This is a genomic window from Lentzea sp. CC55 (assembly GCF_021056325.1).
Lineage (GTDB): Bacteria > Actinomycetota > Actinomycetes > Mycobacteriales > Pseudonocardiaceae > Lentzea > Lentzea jiangxiensis.
The window spans coordinates 90,898-108,644 of sequence record NZ_JAJCXE010000056.1; the positions used below are offsets into that span (position 1 = coordinate 90,898).

At 72.4% G+C, this 17,747-nt stretch carries 12 protein-coding genes; 7 read left to right on the forward strand and 5 right to left on the reverse strand.

From position 1 onward, the window contains the following. Positions 1 to 21: 21 nt before the first annotated feature. A complete protein-coding gene (locus L6E10_RS35385; protein ID WP_236224521.1) occupies positions 22 to 1,251 on the reverse strand; it encodes an MFS transporter in 1,230 nt (409 codons plus the stop codon). A 131-nt stretch (positions 1,252 to 1,382) separates the two neighbouring features. On the opposite strand from L6E10_RS35385, the gene L6E10_RS35390 reads away from it, so the two are divergent. Beyond that, positions 1,383 to 1,955, forward strand: a complete 573-nt coding sequence (locus L6E10_RS35390; protein WP_236224522.1) for a GNAT family N-acetyltransferase — start codon at positions 1,383 to 1,385, stop codon at positions 1,953 to 1,955. A 14-nt stretch (positions 1,956 to 1,969) separates the two neighbouring features. Here the strand turns inward: L6E10_RS35390 and L6E10_RS41045 are convergent, their stop codons facing one another. Both L6E10_RS41045 and L6E10_RS35400 read right to left on the reverse strand, forming a co-directional pair. After that, a complete protein-coding gene (locus tag L6E10_RS41045) occupies positions 1,970 to 2,971 on the reverse strand; it encodes a RimK family alpha-L-glutamate ligase (protein WP_236224523.1) in 1,002 nt (333 codons plus the stop codon). Continuing rightward, positions 2,968 to 4,656, reverse strand: coding sequence for a class I adenylate-forming enzyme family protein (locus L6E10_RS35400; RefSeq protein ID WP_236224524.1), 1,689 nt, complete (start codon positions 4,654 to 4,656; stop codon positions 2,968 to 2,970). Before L6E10_RS35400 ends, L6E10_RS41045 begins: the two co-directional genes overlap by 4 nt. A gap of 202 nt (positions 4,657 to 4,858) precedes the next feature. Between L6E10_RS35400 and L6E10_RS35405 the strand changes: the two genes are divergently transcribed. From L6E10_RS35405 to L6E10_RS35430, 6 genes are read left to right on the forward strand one after another with little or no spacing between them, the layout of a single operon-like run. Next, the gene (locus L6E10_RS35405; protein WP_236224525.1) at positions 4,859 to 6,208 is read left to right on the forward strand and encodes a hypothetical protein; all 1,350 of its coding nucleotides are present in this window, start codon (positions 4,859 to 4,861) and stop codon (positions 6,206 to 6,208) included. Between the two features lie 17 nt (positions 6,209 to 6,225). Continuing rightward, the gene (locus L6E10_RS35410; protein ID WP_236224526.1) at positions 6,226 to 6,525 is read left to right on the forward strand and encodes a chorismate mutase family protein; all 300 of its coding nucleotides are present in this window, start codon (positions 6,226 to 6,228) and stop codon (positions 6,523 to 6,525) included. A 32-nt stretch (positions 6,526 to 6,557) separates the two neighbouring features. Then, positions 6,558 to 8,642 (forward strand): aminodeoxychorismate synthase component I, encoded by a 2,085-nt coding sequence (gene pabB / locus L6E10_RS35415; protein ID WP_236224527.1) that lies wholly within the window; start codon positions 6,558 to 6,560, stop codon positions 8,640 to 8,642. Beyond that, a complete protein-coding gene (locus L6E10_RS35420; RefSeq protein ID WP_236224528.1) occupies positions 8,639 to 10,771 on the forward strand; it encodes an aminotransferase class I/II-fold pyridoxal phosphate-dependent enzyme in 2,133 nt (710 codons plus the stop codon). Before pabB ends, L6E10_RS35420 begins: the two co-directional genes overlap by 4 nt. Next, positions 10,768 to 11,634, forward strand: coding sequence for a HemK/PrmC family methyltransferase (locus tag L6E10_RS35425; RefSeq protein WP_236224529.1), 867 nt, complete (start codon positions 10,768 to 10,770; stop codon positions 11,632 to 11,634). The genes L6E10_RS35420 and L6E10_RS35425 overlap by 4 nt, the downstream gene beginning before the upstream one ends. A 7-nt stretch (positions 11,635 to 11,641) precedes the next feature. Continuing rightward, complete coding sequence (locus tag L6E10_RS35430) at positions 11,642 to 14,728, forward strand: amidohydrolase family protein (protein ID WP_236224530.1); 3,087 nt, start codon at positions 11,642 to 11,644, stop codon at positions 14,726 to 14,728. Between the two features lie 38 nt (positions 14,729 to 14,766). On the opposite strand, the gene L6E10_RS35435 is transcribed toward L6E10_RS35430, so the two are convergent. Beyond that, the gene (locus L6E10_RS35435; protein WP_236224531.1) at positions 14,767 to 15,882 is read right to left on the reverse strand and encodes a helix-turn-helix transcriptional regulator; all 1,116 of its coding nucleotides are present in this window, start codon (positions 15,880 to 15,882) and stop codon (positions 14,767 to 14,769) included. Between the two features lie 483 nt (positions 15,883 to 16,365). Next, positions 16,366 to 17,367, reverse strand: a complete 1,002-nt coding sequence (locus L6E10_RS35440) for a hypothetical protein (RefSeq protein ID WP_236224532.1) — start codon at positions 17,365 to 17,367, stop codon at positions 16,366 to 16,368. Positions 17,368 to 17,747 lie beyond the last annotated feature (380 nt).

The following is a 17,747-nucleotide window of genomic DNA, read 5'->3' on the forward strand; positions in this document are numbered from 1 at the left end:
TCTTGCGGACGGCACGTGCGGTCAGCCCGGCGCATCGACGCCCTGCGCGGCCGGCACGTCGTCCATCTGCCGCCACACGGGGAAAACGAACGGGCACAGTGCGGCCAGCAGGCACAACCCGCTGAACGCGTATGCCGCGCCGTGCGGGCCGATGCCGTCGAGCAGCACCCCCGCCGCCAACGAGCCGATCGGCATCGCCGCGCTGCCGACGGCGTGCAGGGCGCTGAAAACCCTGCCGCGCAACGGTTCCGGCACGCGGTCGTACTTGACCGCCGCGATCACCGGGTTGATCGCGCCGTTGGCTAGCATGCCGAGTGCCAGCAGCCCGACCAGCACCACCGGCGCCGGGTCGAGCGCCACCACCAGGTACACCGGTGGCCCGGAGACCAGGCCGCAGAACGCGAAGGTGCGCCAGCGGTGCGCCCCGGATCCCCAGAGGGCGTAGCAGGCGGTGCCGAGCACGCTCGCGCCGCTGGCCGCACCGATGATCACGCCGACGAGCGTGCTGTCGTGCCACACCAGCACACCGAAGGCCGGCAGCAGCACCGAGAGCAGGCCGGTGGTCAGCGCGTTGGCGCTCGCGTTGCTCGCGCCGAGCACCACCAGCAGCCGATCGCGGCGCAGGTACGCCAACGCCTCCCGCAGTTCTTGGAGGTAGCTGGTGCCGCCGCTGCCCCGCGTCCTGGGCACGCGCACGAACAACGCCACCAACAGGGCCGCGACCAGCAGCGCTCCGCCATCGGCCAGCAACACCGCGGTGGGACTGGTCGCCGCGATGAGCAGACCGCCGAGCACCGCGCCGAGCAGGTCGCCGACCCGTTGCGCCGCCTCTTCCGCGCCGGTGCCCCGGGACACCTTGGTGCCGGTGACGGCCAGCACGGCGGGCATGAGCACCTGCTTCGCGCTGCGGGACGGTGCACGTCCGGCACCGACCCCGAACGCCAGCACCACGAGCAGCCACAACGGCACCCCGATCGCGTGGTGCACCAGCGGGATCGCCGCCACCGCGACGCAGGTGAACAGGTCGGCGGCGATGCTCGCGCGCCGGGCGCCGTAGCGGTCGATCAGCGGTCCGGCCAGGACGACCGACAGCACCAACCCGAGCGTCTCCGCGGCGGCGACCACACCCGTGGTGAGGCCGCTGCCGGTGGTCTGCAGCACGAACCACGGCACGGCGATCAGCGTCATCGTCGAGCCGACCGTGGCGATCGCGCCCGCGCCGATCAGCGCGACCAGCGGGGTCCTGCTCATCGGCCACACCCCGCCCGCGCGGCCGCACCGCTTCGCCGGGGACTGCTAGCATCGCAGCGCCACGGCAGCGCCCGGGACCACCGCGCGCCGTGATTTCCCAAGTGAGCCAACGATTCGGAGCTACTCCAGCCATGCGACCCGTTGTGACGGAACGACTTCTGCTCCGTTCGTTCACCGAGTCCGATCTCGACGACCTGCACGACATCCAGCGCCGCCCCGACGTCGCGCGGTACGTGTTGTGGCACGCCCGCTCGCGCGAGGAGGTCCAAGCCGCGCTCGCCACCAGGGTGGGCCAGACGGAGCTGCGCGCCGAGGGCGACAACCTGGCGATCGCGGTGGTGCTGCGCGAGACCGGCAAGCTGATCGGTGACTTCAACCTGGAGTGGATCAGCGCCGAGCTGGGCCGGGCCGAGATCGGGTTCGTGATGAACCCCGAGCACGCCGGCCGGGGCTACGCCACCGAGGCGGGGCGCGAGGTGTTGCGCCTGGCCTTCGAAGAACACGGCTTCCACCGCGTGATCGGGCTGTGCAACGGCGAAAACCACAGCTCCCAGCGGCTTATGGAGCGCCTCGGCATGCGCCGGGAGGCGTTCTTCGTGCAGGGCGAGATGCTCAAGGGCGAGCGCGTCGACCTCGCCGTGTACGCGATGCTCGCCACCGAGTGGATGGCGGCCGAGCAAGCCGAGCAGGCCGCGCGGGGCTGAGCGGGGCATCCCGCTCAGCCCCGGCTGCGCTGGTCGAGCAACCGGCCCGCCCACCGGAAGAAGGCGTCCGCCAGGTCCGTCCGCGCGGGCTCGGGGAACTGGGAGAAGTTGGCCATCACCGTGCACCACTCACCGAACACCGGACCGCGCTCGGTGATGAGGAAGTCCACGCACAGGTAGTCGGCGCCCAGCGCCCCGACCACGCGCAGGCAGTCGTCGAGCACGCCGGAGAGATCGGTGTCGGGGGTGGCCTCCCCGCCTTGGGCGATGTTGGACAGGTACCGGCCGGCGACCTGCTCGCGCAGCATCCCGGTGACCACCTCGCCCTCCACCACCGCGACCCTCAGGTCGCCGGTGTTGGGCAGGAACTCCTGCACCAGGTAGCCCTTGCCGGTCTGCGCCGCGATGTCCACCGCGGACCGCAACTGTTCGAAGGTGTCGACCTTGAGCACGCCGAACCCGGTGCCGGACTCGCGGGCCTTGAGGATGTAGGGGCCGTCGCCGATCTCGCGGCGCACCACCGCCAGACCTTCGCGGGCGTGCCTGCGGAACGGCAGGGCGACCGTCTTCGGCACGGCCAGGCCCAGCTGCGCCGCCCGCCCGATCATCGCGAGCTTGTCGCGCTCGAGCCATTCCGGCGCGGCCATGGCGTGGTTGAGCACCAGCGAGTCGCTGGCGTCGATGATCCGGGAGATCCCGTGCAGGTAGGACACCGCCTGCTGGTCGTTGCCGATGTCGTCGACGATGTAGCACTGCCGGGTCTCCAGCAGGTCCACCCCGCCGCGCCACAGCCGGGGCCGGTCGACGCAGGTCGGCGTGAGTTCGCTCGCCGGGATGAACCGGAAGCCGAACCCGTGCCGGGCTGCCTGGGCGTTCCACCTGTCGGTGATGTCCGCGATGATCTTGTCGAGGTGGCTGGGGTTGAAGTCGTCCGGGTTGTAGACCCAGTTGACGACCCGCTCCACCGGTGCGGTCGAACGGGGGTCGGCGGGCCGCAACGGCGAGTACACGATCACGCCTCCGAGAGGGTCGTGGCGAGCTTCGAGGTCGAGCCCGCGGCCAGCAGTTCCTCCAGGGCGGCGTACTTGTCCCGCAGCTGCCGCTTGAGCACCTTGCCGGTCACGCCCTGCGGGATGTCGCCCTCGTCCGTGGCCAGCTCCAGCACAGCCAGCTCCAGCAAACCCGCCGAGCGCAGCGCCCCGTTCGCGGTGTCCAGCAGCGTGTCCGGGGTCAGGCCCGCGTCGGCGGTGGCGACCACGGCCACCGGCACCGTCCGGCCCCGGTGGCGCCCGGCGACGACGGTGCAGTCGGAGATCACCGGCACCTCGCTGAGCAGGAACTCCTCCAGCCGCACCGAATGCGCGGTGCCGTGCTCGGTCTCGATCGCGTCCACCGCCCGGTCGACCTGGTAGAAGTCGCCGTCGGCGTCCTGGTAGGCGAGGTCTCCCGAGAGCCACCAGCCGCCGAGCCTGCTGCGGTAGGTGGCGTCGGAGTCGTTCCAGTAGCCCGCGGTGATGGTGGGGCCCTTCGCCCCGAACAACCCGATCTCGCCGGGCTCGGCGCGGGTGCCGTCGGGCCGCAGCACCGCCACCTCGGCGACCGCGTCGGGGCGGCCGACGCAGCGGTCGTTGCGCTGAGAGGCCAGGGACCGGGGCTGCACCATGATTCCCCAGCCCAGCTCGGTCGCGCCGAAGCGGTCGTAGAACACCGCCGGGGGCAGCTCCGGGTTGCGCTTGGCGAGGATCGCCCGCAGGTGCGCCTCGTGGATGGCGTCGCCCATGGTGACCCAGCCGTCCACCGAGTCGAGCGCGCCGTCGGCGACCTCGACCTCGGCCAGTTCGGCGAAGGCGTGCGCGAACGCCATCACCGTGGTGGGCCGGTACTCGGCGATCGCGCCCGCCAGCTCGGCGCCGGTCGGGTCGTAGAGCGGGACCAGCGGGGTGCCCGCCAGGATCGCGTAGTTGGCGTACATCACCGAACCCAGGTGCGACTGCGGCTGCGCGGCCATCATCACCGCCTCCGGCCCGTCGACGAAGTCGGTGAGCCTGAACCTCGGGCCGGCGATGCTGGAGTGGTGCGTCTGGATCACCGGCTTCGGGAAGCCCGTGGTGCCGGACGAGTGCAGTACCGACACCGGGTCCTCCGGCGCGTGCCGGAACCGGGCGGAATCGGGCAGCCGTGCCGGCGGTGGGGCGGGCAGGTCCTCCGCGGTGAGCGTCCACCGCAGACTGTCCACTTCAGACAACTCGGGACCGAGCGCGGCCAGTCGCGTTCGGGTGGTGTACAGCCCGACCGGAGTGGTGCGCCGGCACAGGTGCAGCGCCGATGCCCTGGGCGCCTTGCTGTTGACCAGCACCCCGATCGCACCGATCTGCGCCAGGGCGTGGAAGTGCACCGAGTAGGCGAAGGAGTCCTCCAGGTACACCAGCACCCGGTCCCGCGGCCGCACCCCGAGTTCCAGGTAGTGCACCGACCAGCTCTGCGCGAGCTCGTCGAGGTCGAGCAGGCTGAACTCGCTCCGCCACTGCCCCCGAGGCGTGGCGATCGGCCTGCCGGAGCTGATGAAGGGCAGGTCCGGGTGCGCGGCGACGGCCAGCGCCGACCGCAGCACGTTCCCGCCACCCAGGTCCTGGTCCGCCGCGAGGGCCGCGCGACCGTCCGGGGACAGCAGGGTTCTGGCGGACAGGGCCATCGCAGACATGGGGTGCGCCTTTCGGGTCCGTGTGCTCGTCCCGATCGTGCTCACCCACACCCGCCGCCGCGAGGGATTTGTTGCGGTTGTGCCCTGTCGCACCGGAGCACGCCGCGTTTGTTGCCGGGCACCGCCAGAACCGGTCCCGGCGCCGGAAGTGCGCGGTATATCTGGGAAACCCGATCACCGCAGCGCCAAGAGGAGCACGCCCATGAACGCGGCCGGCACCCCAGGAAGCCACCGGGCGTCGCGGATCCGGCTCGCCGGCGACCAGGACGTGGTCGACCGCGCAGAGCTGGACCGGTTGCGGGAGCTCAACTTCACCGCGATGGTCGACGCGGCGCTCGCCACCCCGGCGGTGCGCCGCCGCTGGCCGGACCTCGCGCCCGGCATGACCACCGCCGACCTGCGGCGGCTCCCGCTGCTCAGCAGCCGCGAACTCGCCGACGGCAGCCCGCCGCACTCGCCGGAGTTCCAGCTCGGCGGCGACGGCCCCGGCATGGTCCTGCGTTCCAGCGGCACCGCGAGCAAGCCCAAGATGATGTACCACTCCTGGGAGTTCAACCACCAGGTCGGCACGCTGGGCGCGCGGGGTCTGCTCGCCGCGACCCGGTCCGCGCCCGCCAGGCGGGTCGCCAACTGCTTCTACCCGGCCGAACTCAGCGGTGGCGCGTTCCTGTTCACCCAGGACGTGATCCGCCTCGCGAACGCCCGCTCCTACCCGCTCGCGAGCCAGACCAGCCCGGCCGAGACAGCGGCGGTCGTGGCCGAGCACGCCGTGGACGCGCTGGCGGCCAACCCCGGCTACGGGGTCGAGGTGCTGACCGGGTCCTCACCGAAGCTGATCGCCTCCCTGCGGTACTTCTTCTACATCGGCGAACTGCTCGGCGAGGCGCGCCGCGCGGCGATCGCGGAGGCCGCGCCCCGGCTCACCGTCCGCTCGCTCGCCTACTCGACCTCCGAGACCGGCCCGATCGGCTACCAGTGCGAGCAGCTGTCCGGCGCTACGCACCACGTGCACGAGGACGCGGTGGTGGTGGAGGTCGTCGACGAGCGGACGGGGGAGCCACTGCCCGACGGCGCCACCGGCGAGGTGGTCATCACCGCGCTCAGCGACACCGGGATGGCGCTGTTCCGTTACCGCATCGGCGATGTCGGCGCGTTCCGCACCAGCCCGTGCACGTGCGGCAGCGCCGCGCGGCTGCTGACCCTGCACGGCCGCACGGCGACCTCGCTCAACATCGACACCGAGGTGGTCTCGTCCGACCTGCTGCTCGGCCAGCTCGGCAGGCTCGGCATCACCGAGCCCGCCGACTGCCAGCTCCAGGTGCTGCCCGAGCCGCACGGCCACCGGCTGCGCCTGCTGCTCTCGAGCCGCACCCCCGAGTGGATCACGACCCAGGCGGTGGTGGATTGCCTCAGCGACGCCCAGCAGTTGCGCGCGGTGCTCACCAGCGCGCAGTGCCTCGGCTTCAGCGTCGAGCGGGTGCCCGCCGAGCTGTTCGCGCGCACCGACCGGGGCAAGGTCCCCGTGCTCTACACCCACCCGAGTGCCGGATGACCCAGGAGGAGCGAGACATGTCCGATCCCGACGCCCGGCTGGAAGCACTGCGGGCCGAGCTCGACGGCATCGACCTGCGCCTGCTCGACGCGCTGCGCGACCGCATCCGGTTGTGCGTGCGCATCGCCGAGCACAAGCGCGAGTTCGACGTGCCGATGATGCAGCCGCACCGCATCGGCGTCGTGCAGGAGCGCGCCGCGCGCTACGGCGCGAGCCACGGCATCGACCAGGCGTTCCTGCGGTCGCTCTACGACCTGGTCATCGGCGAGACCTGCCGGGTCGAGGACGAGGTCATCGGCGCGCGAACGACACCGTGAGCCACGGCGGAGGAACTGGAGGACGGGCCGCGATGCGGACGCTGCTGATCGACAACTACGACTCGTTCACCTACAACCTGCACCAGTTGCTGGGCGAGGTGACCGGCCGGGCGCCGGTGGTGGTGCGCAACGACGAGGCGATGCCCGCCGGGGTGGCCGACGACTTCGACGCGGTGGTGGTCTCCCCGGGGCCGGGGCGGCCCGACCGGGGCCGCGACGTCGGCATCAGCGCGCAGGCCATCAAGGAGTCCGGCCTGCCGGTGCTCGGCGTCTGCCTCGGCCACCAGGGCATCGCGCACCTGCTGGGCGGCACCGTCGACCTGGCTCCCGAGCCGATGCACGGCCGCAGCTCGCTGGTCTACCACACCGGCACCGACGTGTTCGCCGGTCTGCCGTCGCCGATCTCCGTGGTGCGCTACCACTCGCTGACCGTCACCCGGCTCTCCGACGAGCTGGAGGCGTTGGCGTGGACCGAGGACGGCATCCTGATGGGACTGCGGCACCGCAGCGAGCCGCTGTGGGGCGTGCAGTTCCACCCCGAGTCGATCAGCAGCGAGTACGGCAGGCAGCTGCTCGCCAACTTCCGCGACCTGGCGCTGTCGTGGGGCTCGGCCGGCCCGGCGCCGGCGGTGGCGCCGGAGCGCGCCGCGTGGCGCGTGCACATGCGGGAGATCGACCGCGAGCCCGATGCCGCCGCGGCGCACCGCGAGCTCTTCGCGGGTGCGGAGCACAGCTTCTGGCTGGACACCAGCGACGTCCGGCCCGGCCAGTCCCGGTTCTCCTTCCTCGGCGACGACCGCGGCCCGCACGCGGAGACGCTGACCTACCGGGTCGACGAGCGGACCGTGCGGGTGCGCCGGGCCGACGGCAGCGAGCAGCACGTCGGCCAGGACTTCTTCGGCTACCTGGACGAGCAGGTCAAGCGCCGGGCCGTGCCGACACCGCCCGGTCTGCCGTTCGAGTTCGACCTCGGGTACGTCGGCTACCTCGGCTACGAGCTGAAGGCGGAGACCTCCGGCTCCGCCGCGCACCGGTCGCCGACCCCGGACGCGGCCCTGCTGTTCGCCGACCGGATGCTCGCGATCGACCACGCCGACCACCGCTCGTACCTGCTCGCGCTCGCCACCGCCGAGACCGAGGCCGCCGCCCTGACCTGGCTCGACGAGACAGCGACGCGCCTGTGCGCGCTGCCGGCGGCCGGTGGCGGGAACTCGGTGGTGGAGGCGCTCGACGCCGAGGCGGGCACCGACATGGTGCGGCTGGACACCGTGCGGCCCAGGCACGACAGGGCCGCCTACCTCGACCGCGTGGCGACCTGCCTGCAGGAGATCCGGCACGGCGAGTCGTACGAGATCTGCCTGACCAACGCGGTCGAGGTCGACGAGCGGATCGACCCGCGGCGCACCTACGAGGCGCTGCGGCGGATCAGCCCGGTGCCCTACGGCGCCTTCCTCGACTTCGGTGACCTGGCGGTGCTCAGCGCGTCCCCGGAGCGGTTCCTGTCCATCGACGCGGCGGGCGTCGCGGAGTCCAAGCCGATCAAGGGCACCCGCCCGCGCGGCGCGACACCGCAGGACGACGAGCTGCTGCGGCTCGACCTGTCCGCGCACGAGAAGGACCGCGCGGAGAACCTGATGATCGTCGACCTGGTGCGCAACGACCTGAACCGGGTGTGCGAGATCGGCTCGGTGCACGTGCCCGTGCTCTTCGACGTGGAGACCTATGCCCCCGTGCACCAGCTCGTCTCCACCATCCGGGGCACGCTGAGGGCGGGGGAGACGGCGGTGAGCTGCGTGCGCGCCGCGTTCCCCGGCGGTTCCATGACCGGCGCGCCGAAGGTGCGCACGATGGAGATCATCGACCGGCTCGAACAAGGGCCGCGCGGGGTGTACTCGGGTGCGATCGGCTGGTTCTCCCTCTCCGGCGCCGCCGACCTGAGCATCGTGATCCGCACGCTGGTCGTGGACGGCGAGCGGCTGAGCTTCGGGGTCGGCGGCGCGGTGGTGGCCATGTCGGACCCCGTCGCGGAGTTCGAGGAGACCGTTGTGAAGTCCCGCGCCGTGCTGACCGCCGTGGCGGAGACGGCGCTGCGGCCCGCCGTCGGCGGCGCGCTGTGAGCGGCGTCCGGTCGCTGCGCCGCTGCGTCGTGCTCGGCGGCTCGGGCGCGGTGGGCGGACTGTTCGCGCGGGCGTTGCGGGAAGCGGGGGCCGAGGTGGTGGTCGCCGACCCGGCGACCGGCAGCGGTGACGCCACAGCCCCGGACGCCGCCCTGCGCACCGAGATCGGCGCGGCCGACCTGGTGCTGCTCGCAGTGCCGGAACGGGTCGCGCTCGCCGCGCTGCCGGTGCTGGCCGAGCACGTGCGGCCCGGCGCGCTGGTCGCCGACACGCTGTCGGTCAAGAGCGCGGTCGCACCGGTGCTGGCCGGGTTGCGCGAGGTGGAGGCGGTGAGCCTGAACCCGATGTTCGCCCCGTCACTGGGGTTCGCGGGTGAGTCGGTCGCCGCCGTCGTGGTCCACGACGGACCGAAGGCCACCGAGCTGCTGGCGCTGGTGGGAGAGTGGGGTGCCCACGTGGTGCGGCTGTCCGCCGCCGACCACGACCGGCTCGCGGGCGCCACCCAGGTGCTCACCCACGCCGCCGTGCTGGGCTTCGGCCTCGCGCTCGCCGAGCTCACCGAGGGGGTCGGCGAGGTGGCGCCGCTGGCCACGCCGCCGCACCGCACCCTGCTGGCACTGCTGGCCAGGATCGCGGCGGGCACACCGGAGGTCTACTGGGACGTCCAGTCCGCCAACCCGCGCGGGCGGGCCACCCGATCAGCGCTGGCCGACGGCCTGCGCCAGGTGGCCGATCTCGTCGACCGGGGCGACGAGGCGGGTTTCGGGGCCGCGCTCGCCCGGCTTCGCGACTACTTCGGCCCGGAGCTGTCCCCGCACGCCGACCACTGCGCCCAGCTCTTCCGATCCACCCCCCAGCGGGGATCTACCGCCAAGCGAGGAAGCATGACCCAGCAATCGGCGACCCAGACCGCGAACTGGGTCGAGTCGAGGATCAGCCGGACCTCGGACGCCCTGGACCGAGCCTTCGAGCAGGGCCTGACCGGGCACACCATCACCGCCCGCCGCGGCAAGCGGGTGTGGCTCGCCGAGGGCGGGGAGGCGCTGGAGTTCGTCTCCTGCTCCTACCTCGGCCTGGAGGAGCACCCGGCGCTGATCGGGGCCGCCGAGGACGCGCTGCACCGGTTCGGCGTGCACTTCTCCTCCTCCCGCAACCGGATGCGGCCGCACTACCTGCCCGAGCTGGAGGACCTGCTCGGGCAGGTCTACCGGGGCAACCGGGCGGTCGCGTTCACCTCGGTGGGCACCGTGCACCTCGGGGTGCTGCCGCTGCTGGGCAGCGGCGCGCTGCCGAGCTACCCGATCGCTCCCGCGGGCGCGGCGTTCCTGGTGGAGAAGACCGCGCACTCGTCCATGCAGATCCTGCGCGGACTGCTCGGCCAGATCGGACCCGCCCGCCGGTTCGACCTGGAGGAGCCCGGCTCGATGGAGACCGCGCTGCGGGAGGTCGCGGCCACCGGCCGCACCCCGATCGCGCTGGTCGACGGCGTCGGCTCCATGGGCGGGCTGATCGACGTGGCCGGCGTGCTGGAGGCGCTGCGGCCGTACGGCGGGCACCTCTACGTCGACGACGCGCACGGCATCTCCATCGCGGGCCCGCTGGGCGCCGGGTACGCCTTCGACACCTTCGGCGACCGGCTGCCGGACAACGTCGTGATCGCGGGCTCGCTGTCCAAGGCGTTCGGTGGTTCCGGCGGGTTCGCCCTCGTGCCGGGCGAGGCCGACGTGCGCGTGCTGCGCAAGTTCGCCAACCCGCTGGTGTTCGGCCACTCGATCATGCTCCCGCTGCTCGCCGCGAACGTGGCCGCCGCACGGCTGCACGTCGACGGCGAAGTCGCGCGGCTGCAGGAGCGGCTGTGGCACAACGCGGCCGACTTCGACGAGCTGACCGGGGGCCGGCTGGTCAACGCCGGACTGCGGTCGCCGGTGCGCGGGGCGCACTTCGCCACCGAGGAGCAGGCGTTCGCCACCACGGCCGCGCTCAAGGACGCGGGCGTGCTGATCCTGCCCGCCTTCTTCCCCACCGTCGCCAAGGGCACCGGTCTCGTCCGCTTCGCGCTCTCGGCCCTGCACGAGCGCGCCGACCTGGAGACCGCGGCGAAGATCCTGGAAGGGACCCGATACGCATGACCGAGTCGCCGACACTGGCAGAGCTGCTCGACGACGCCGAGAAGGCGCTGGCCGACGCGGATGTCTCGGCCCCGCGCGCGGACGCCGAGGCCCTCGCCGCGCACGCGCTCGGTCGTCCGGCCGGGGAGCTGCTCGGCGACACGCGGCTCGACGCCACCACCGCCGAACGGGTGCGGGACCTGGTGGCGAGGCGGGTGGGGCGGGTACCGCTGGAGTACCTCACCGGCCGCGCGCGGCTCGGCGGCATCGAGGTCGAGGTGGGACCCGGCGTCTTCGTCCCGCGCAGGCACACCGAGCCGCTGCTGGCGTGGGGGCTGGCGGCGATCCGGCAGGTGGCCGACCCCGTGGTGGTCGACCTGTGCTCGGGATCGGGGGCCATCGCGCTCGCCGTGGCGCACGCACGCCCGGACGCCAGGGTGCACGCGGTCGAGCTGTCCCCGGAGGCGCTGGTCTGGGCCAGGCGCAACGCGGCAACCAGAGCCGAGGCCGGGGACACCCCGATCACGCTGCACGAGGGTGATGTCACCGCTCCCGACCTGTTCGCCGAGCTCGACAGCGGGGTGGACCTGCTGCTGGCCAACCCGCCGTTCGTGGTCGACGGCCGGGTCCTCCCACCGGAGTGGCAGCAGCACCAGCCGCACCCGGCGATGTTCTCCGGGCACGACGGCCTCGTCGTCATCCGCGCGGTCACCTCGGCGGCGGCGCGGTTGCTGCGCCCCGGTGGCGGCGTGGCCATCGAACACGACGACGAGCAGGCCCCGGCGGTGATGTCCCTGCTCGACGACCTCGGTGTGTTCGAGGACATCGCCGACCACACCGACCACAACGACCTGCCCAGGTACACCACGGCGCGGAAGGCGTAGGACGCACATGGAGATCTCTCGACGCGGAGCGCTGCGCCTGGGCGGAGCGGCCGCGAGCGCGCTGTGGCTGGCGACCGGGCCGGTCCCGGCGTCGGCGCGGCCGGACGGCGGCTCGAGTAGCCGCGTGGTGACCGTCTCGGACAGCGCCAACCTCGGTGTCGCGGTCTCCCCGGACGGGCGCACGCTCGCGATCGACGTCTCGGGCGGCATCTGGGTGCTGCCCGTGGCGGGCGGCGCGGCCAGGCTGGTCACGCCGCTGGAGCACGACGCCTCGCGCCCGCAGTTCGCCCCCGACGGCCGCAGGATCCTGTTCCAGTCCTTCCGCGACGGTGCCTTCGACGCCTGGACGGTCAACGTCGGCGACGGCGCGCTGACCCGGCTGACCTCCGGGCCCGGGTACGACACCGAGCCCCGTTTCAGCCCGGACGGCACCAAGGTCGCCTTCTCCTCCGACCGCGACCACGTCAGCCGGATCTACGTGCTGAACACCGCCTCTGGCACGCTGACCGCCGTCACGGAGACCGACGAGGTGCACACCAGTCCCGCGTGGTCGCCGGACGGCACCAAGCTCGCCTACCTCGTCGGCGACACCGCCATCGAGGTGCTGGACCTGGCCTCCGGTGCGCGCACCCGGCCGGTCGCGGGTGAGGTGGTCCTCGCCGCGCCCGGCTTCACCCCGGACGGTGCCGGCCTCACCTACGTCCGCATCGACGGCGCCGCCACCGACCTGGTCGTCGGCGATCGGACCGTGGTCACCGGCGAAGACCTCGCCCCGCTGCCGGTGGCGTGGGTGTCGGCCCGCGAGTTCCTCTACAGCGCGAGCGGGAAGGTGCGCAGGCGCGCGCTGGACGGCGCCGCCGTCGACGTCCCGTTCACCGCCGAGCTGGCCTTGGCCGCCGCCCCGTACCGGCGCGCCCCGCGCGACCTGCGGGCCACCGAAGCCAGGCAGGCCAAGGGAATCGTCGGCCCGGTGCTGTCCGCCGACGGCACGCAGGTCGCCTTCAGGGCGCTCAACGCCCTGTGGTTGCTGCCGGTCGGCGGCACCGCCCGCAAGGTCGTCGACGACGGTTACGTCGCCACCGACCCGGACTTCGCACCGGACGGCCGATCGCTCGTCTACGCGAGCGATCGCGCCGGAACGATCAACCTGTGGCGGCTCGACCTGGGCTCCGGCCGGTCCGAGCGGCTCACCGACGCGCCGAACGGCCAGTTCCTGCCCCGGATCTCCCCGGACGGCACCAAGGTCGCCTACCAGGACGAGTCCGGCGCGACCTGGGTGCTCGACCTCGCGGCCCGGACCACGCGCCAGGTGCTGCCCGCCCTCTACCAGCCGGGCAGGCCCGCCTGGTCGCCTGACGGCGGCAAGCTCGCGGTGGCCGCCCTGGTGCCCTACTCCCGGCGCACCGCGACCGGCCACAACCAGATCCTCACCGTCGACCTGTCCACCGGAGTGCTGCGCTACCAGGCCATCGCCCCGGAGCGCTCGATCTCCACCCGCGGCGACGACGGTCCGGTGTGGACGCGGGACGGGTTCGTCCTCGTGGCCGAGAGCCTCGCCTGGCGAGTGCCCGCCGACGCGGCGGGCACCATCACCGGAGCGCCGGTGCGGTTGACCGACGAGGTGACCGACTCCGTCGCGGCGACCTCGGACGGCCGCACGCTGCTGCACCTGAACAACGGCGCCCTGCGGCTCACCCGCGGCGGCACCACCCGCACCCTGCGGGCCGATCTGCGGTACCAGCCCGCCAGGGCGCAGGGCAAGGTGGTGCTGCGCGCCGGGGCGGTGTGGGACGGCACCGCGAGCGCGCTGCGGCGCGATGTCGACATCGTGCTCGACTGCGACCGGGTGGCGGCGATCGTCCCCACGGGCAGCCAGGGCACGAGCGGCGCCCAGGTGGTCGACCTGTCCGGGCTGACGGTGCTGCCCGGCCTGATCGACACGCACAACCACTGGCACATGCGCGGGCGGCAGTGGGGTGACCGGCAGGGCAGGTTGTGGCTGTCCTACGGCGTCACCACCAGCCGGTCTCCCGGCGACCCCGCCTACCAGATGGTGGAGAACCGGGAGGCGGTGGAGGCGGGCACCCGCGTCGGTCCCCGCTACCTCGGCTCGGGCGAGGCCCTCGACGGCACGCGCGCCTCGTACAACTTCGTGCGCACCGTGATGTCCGCGAAGGCGCTGGACCGGGAACTAGACCGCGCCGCCGCCCTGGACTACGACATGGTCAAGCTCTACATGCGGCTGCCCGTGCCGTTCGAACGCCAAGCCGTGCAGCGGGCGCACGCCGAGGGCATCCCGGTCGCCTCGCACTACCTCTACCCGGCGGCGCACAGCGGCCTGGACGGCATGGAGCACCCCGGTGGCGGGCACCGCCTCGGCTACTCCCGCACGCTCAGCCACAACGGGTACCGGTTGTCGGAGGAAGCCGTCGCGGTGCTCGTCGCGAGCGGGATGTGGGTCTCCACCACGATGATCTTCGCCTCCGAACTGCTCGCCGAGGACCGTTCGCTGGTGCTCGACGAGCGGACCAGGACGCTGTACCCCGACTGGGAGTACGCCCGGCTCGTCGCCAAGGCCGACGGCGCGGCGGGCCCGTACGCCCCGCTGTACCAGCGGATCACCGCGGGCATGGCCGACGCGCTGCTGCGCGTGCACAGGGCGGGCGGTCTGGTGGTCTCGGGCACGGACGCGCCGCTGGACGACATCGGCATCAGCGCGCACCAGAACCTGCGGGCCCTGGTCAAGTACGGGTTCACCCCGAGAGAGGCGCTGATCACCGCCACCGGCAACGCCGCGAAGGCCCTCGGCTACGCCGGCACGCTCGGTGCGGTGGCGCCGGGGCACCTCGCCGACCTGATCGCCGTCGAGGGCGACCCGCTGACCGACATCCGCGCGGCGGCCGCCGTGCGCGAGGTGTTCGTGGGCGGGGTGCGGCACACGGTGCCCGGCCTGCTGGCACCCTTCGCCGGCGCGGCGACCGCGGCCGCGCCGGGTGGCGCGGTGACCACGGCCCCGCCGTTCGCCTCGGCCGCGGTGCGGCCGGAGCACTACTGGCACCGCCCGGAGTGGGCTCGGGAGCAGTGCTGCGACTGAGGTGGCCCGGGGGCGGCTCCCGGTGGGGAGCCGCCCGTCTAGTTCCCGGCGGCGGTGCGGTAGGCGGAGGCGGACATGCCGAAGCGCTTTTTGAACATGCGCTGGAAGTGGCTCAGCTCGCGGTAGCCGACGGCGCGGGCGACCTCGGTGATGGAGGTCGACGACTCGCGCAGCAGCAGCCGCGCCTCGTCCATCCGCAGCGAGGTGACGAAGTCGATGAAGCGGTGCCCGGTCTGCTCGTGGAAGCTGCGGGAGAAGTGGTAGCGGCTCATGTAGGCCACGCTGGCCACCCGGTTCAGCGTGAGGTCCGGGTCGGTGAAGCAGGTGCGCAGGTAGTCGACCGCGTACCTGATGCTGGGAGACAGACCGGACACGTCCGGTTCGCCGCCCGCTTCGGCCGCCGGGGTGGGCACCACGCGCAGGTGCACACGCTGTCTGGCGTGCCGGTAGCCGGGCAGCGCGTGCAGCAGCTTGCCGGGAGGGCTGATCACGATGTCGTCCACGCCCACCACGACGCGGCACTCGGGGAGGAACGGCTGCAACCGCAGCCAGGCGAACCGCGTGTCCTCGCCGCAGAACACCGGGGTGAGCATCGCGCAGACGCGTGCGGCAAGCGTTTTCCAGCGCGCGGGTTCGAGCACCTGCGGGGCGTGCACGTCGCCGATGAGCTCGCGCAGCCGCCGGTGGACGGAGGGGTGCGTGCGGCGGTCCACCCGGACCGCGAACAGTGCGCCGATCACGGTGTCGTTCATGCGGTCCGCGTCCAGCACGACCACGTCCGCCGGGTCGATCCCCGGGTTGGGGCCGAAGTAGCTGGAGAAACCGGACACCCCCAGCGCCTGCCCGGTGTGGTGGGCCACCAGGTCCCGCAGCGGGTTGTCACCCCGGTGCAGGTCCACCGCCTCGGGACCGGGCAGCACGGCGAGCCGCTCCAGGACGTGGTCCACCTGGTCGTCGCTGGTCACGCACATCACGCTGCGCCCGCGCGCCATCGCGTCCGCGCCGATCAGCGAGGCCACCACCACCGGGTCGTGCCGCTCCGGCAGCGGCAGTTCGACGTCGGCCTCACCTCGGCGGGGGAAGTAGCGCTCCAGCGAACTGGCCTCCGCAGGCCGCCGCGACCAGCACGGTGCGTCCGGATGTACCGCTGTCATTGCTCCTCCAGATGGCGTGCGTGTTCTGCACGCGTCTACATGTGGCTGCAGGGGTCCACCTGCACAAGGTCCACTGACGAGTGGGCGTGCTCGGGACTCGGGCGCCGCACGGACGCGCACGGCCACGTACGACGAGCGCTCCACGACGTCGCACGAACAGACCGCGCGCCGCGGTCGTCGCCGCGGCGGAATTTCGTCCGCCCGGCCGCGCGCCGAGATCAGCTCGGAATGACCTGGGACGGACAACCAGCCCGTTCACAGAGGTCGAAAATGTGAATTACCGCGCTCACGCTTCGCGCGCCCCCCGACACTCGCATGCTTCGAACACTAGGAGGCCATCCATTGAGGGTCAAGAAATTCTGGATCGTGTGGACATGTTCACCTGAGTGGACCAACGACGCCGGATTCAGGCGGATTTGTCGCTCGCAGCGACCGGGTTTCCTCGTCTTCGACCCGATTGGATCAGCATTGAGGTGAGCTCAATCAGTTCAGTGAGCTGGCCATGTTTGAAATGTGTGATGCCGAGAGCGTCTTCGGTGATGCGGCCGAATTCGTGGGATTGGTGGCGAAGTCCACGGGACGCGGCTGTGTCCGATGAGCAGGGCGTTGCGGGTGCGGGCGTCTTGATCGGTGTCCGGCCGCCTGATGAGGCCGTTGCTCACGGCTTCGCCGAGAACGGAACTGCCCGAGAGCAGCGGAAGCAGCGCTAGGCCGTTCGCTTCGGCCACCTCGCCGTCTCCCGGACTTCCGCCGCTTGCGCATGACCGAGCGCGAGAACGCCCTCGAGATCCCGCCGCGATCGATCCGGTCCTGCTCGACCCATTTCGACAACGTCACCGCGCGTTCCAGCTCGCGCAACGCCCTGACGCTGATCCCGGAGGCGAGCGCAAGACCTTCGCCCCATTGGAAGGCTGCCCCGTACTGGGTGGGCAGGTCGACCTCCGCCGTTCGGTCTCCCAACCCCCTCGCAGCGTGCACACCGAGTTCGAACACATCAGTCCAGTGGTACCCCGCGTATCGCCCGTGCGCGTAGTTGTACAAAGGCCAGGTGCAGTCGACCACCTCGCGGTACCGGCGGGCCTCCGTCGCCCGGCGGAGCACCGGGAGCCAGCTGGTCGCCTCCTGCTCCAGCCACGCCTCCGCCTCGGCCTGGGACGCGAACGGGCTGCCCTCAGACACGCCGGTCACCGTGGTGAGGAACAGCTTCCCGGCGGCGGTGGTCTTCCGCAGCACGTGGGTGAGGAGGGCGTCCTGCAGCTGTGCCCGGACGTTCTCCGGTTCCTCCGCCGCCAGGCGTTCCCGGGCGAACAACCAGACGAGGTCGTGGAACTGCAGCCGCATCCGTGCCGCGGTCACGGTGAGCACCGACGCCTCGATCAGTTCGTCCAGCGGTGCCTGGACCTCCTCCGAGGGGACGCCCGCGACGATGGCCGCGAGTTCCTCGCTGAAGTGGGCTCCTGGGATGAGAGCGAGCCTGCGGAACACCTCCTGCGCGGCGGGGCTGAGCCTGCGCGGTGAGAGCCCTGCGAGAAGATCCGGTCGATCACCGCGGTCGACCGGATTCCGCGTTCCGCCATGGGCAAGGCGCTGGTGCACCAGTTGAACGACGTCGGTGCCGGAGGAACGCGATGAGGCAGGGGGTTCTGGCCACGGGCGGAGCCGCGGGTTCGGTCGCGTCTTCGCGGAGGAGATGTGCCGCGCCGGAGCGGCGGTCGTCATCACCGGCCGGGACCCCGGGTCGGTGCGGAAAGCCCGCGACGACCTGATGCACGGGACACGCGAGCACGCTCACGGCGCCTGCGCGGTGTCCAAGCGCCGTGCCACCGCCACAGCCTCCAATGAAGGCGAAGTGTGATGACAGCCGC

Bases quoted from the DNA above. Each gene is read 5' to 3' on its own strand.
- L6E10_RS35405 (WP_236224525.1), top strand. From the start codon at position 4,859: ATGAACGCGGCCGGCACCCCAGGAAGCCACCGGGCGTCGCGGATCCGG.
- L6E10_RS35400 (WP_236224524.1), bottom strand. From the start codon at position 4,656: ATGTCTGCGATGGCCCTGTCCGCCAGAACCCTGCTGTCCCCGGACGGT.
- L6E10_RS35430 (WP_236224530.1), top strand. From the start codon at position 11,642: ATGGAGATCTCTCGACGCGGAGCGCTGCGCCTGGGCGGAGCGGCCGCG.
- L6E10_RS35435 (WP_236224531.1), bottom strand. From the start codon at position 15,882: ATGACAGCGGTACATCCGGACGCACCGTGCTGGTCGCGGCGGCCTGCG.
- L6E10_RS35390 (WP_236224522.1), top strand. From the start codon at position 1,383: ATGCGACCCGTTGTGACGGAACGACTTCTGCTCCGTTCGTTCACCGAG.
- L6E10_RS35385 (WP_236224521.1), bottom strand. From the start codon at position 1,251: ATGAGCAGGACCCCGCTGGTCGCGCTGATCGGCGCGGGCGCGATCGCC.
- L6E10_RS35425 (WP_236224529.1), top strand. From the start codon at position 10,768: ATGACCGAGTCGCCGACACTGGCAGAGCTGCTCGACGACGCCGAGAAG.
- L6E10_RS35410 (WP_236224526.1), top strand. From the start codon at position 6,226: ATGTCCGATCCCGACGCCCGGCTGGAAGCACTGCGGGCCGAGCTCGAC.
- pabB (WP_236224527.1), top strand. From the start codon at position 6,558: ATGCGGACGCTGCTGATCGACAACTACGACTCGTTCACCTACAACCTG.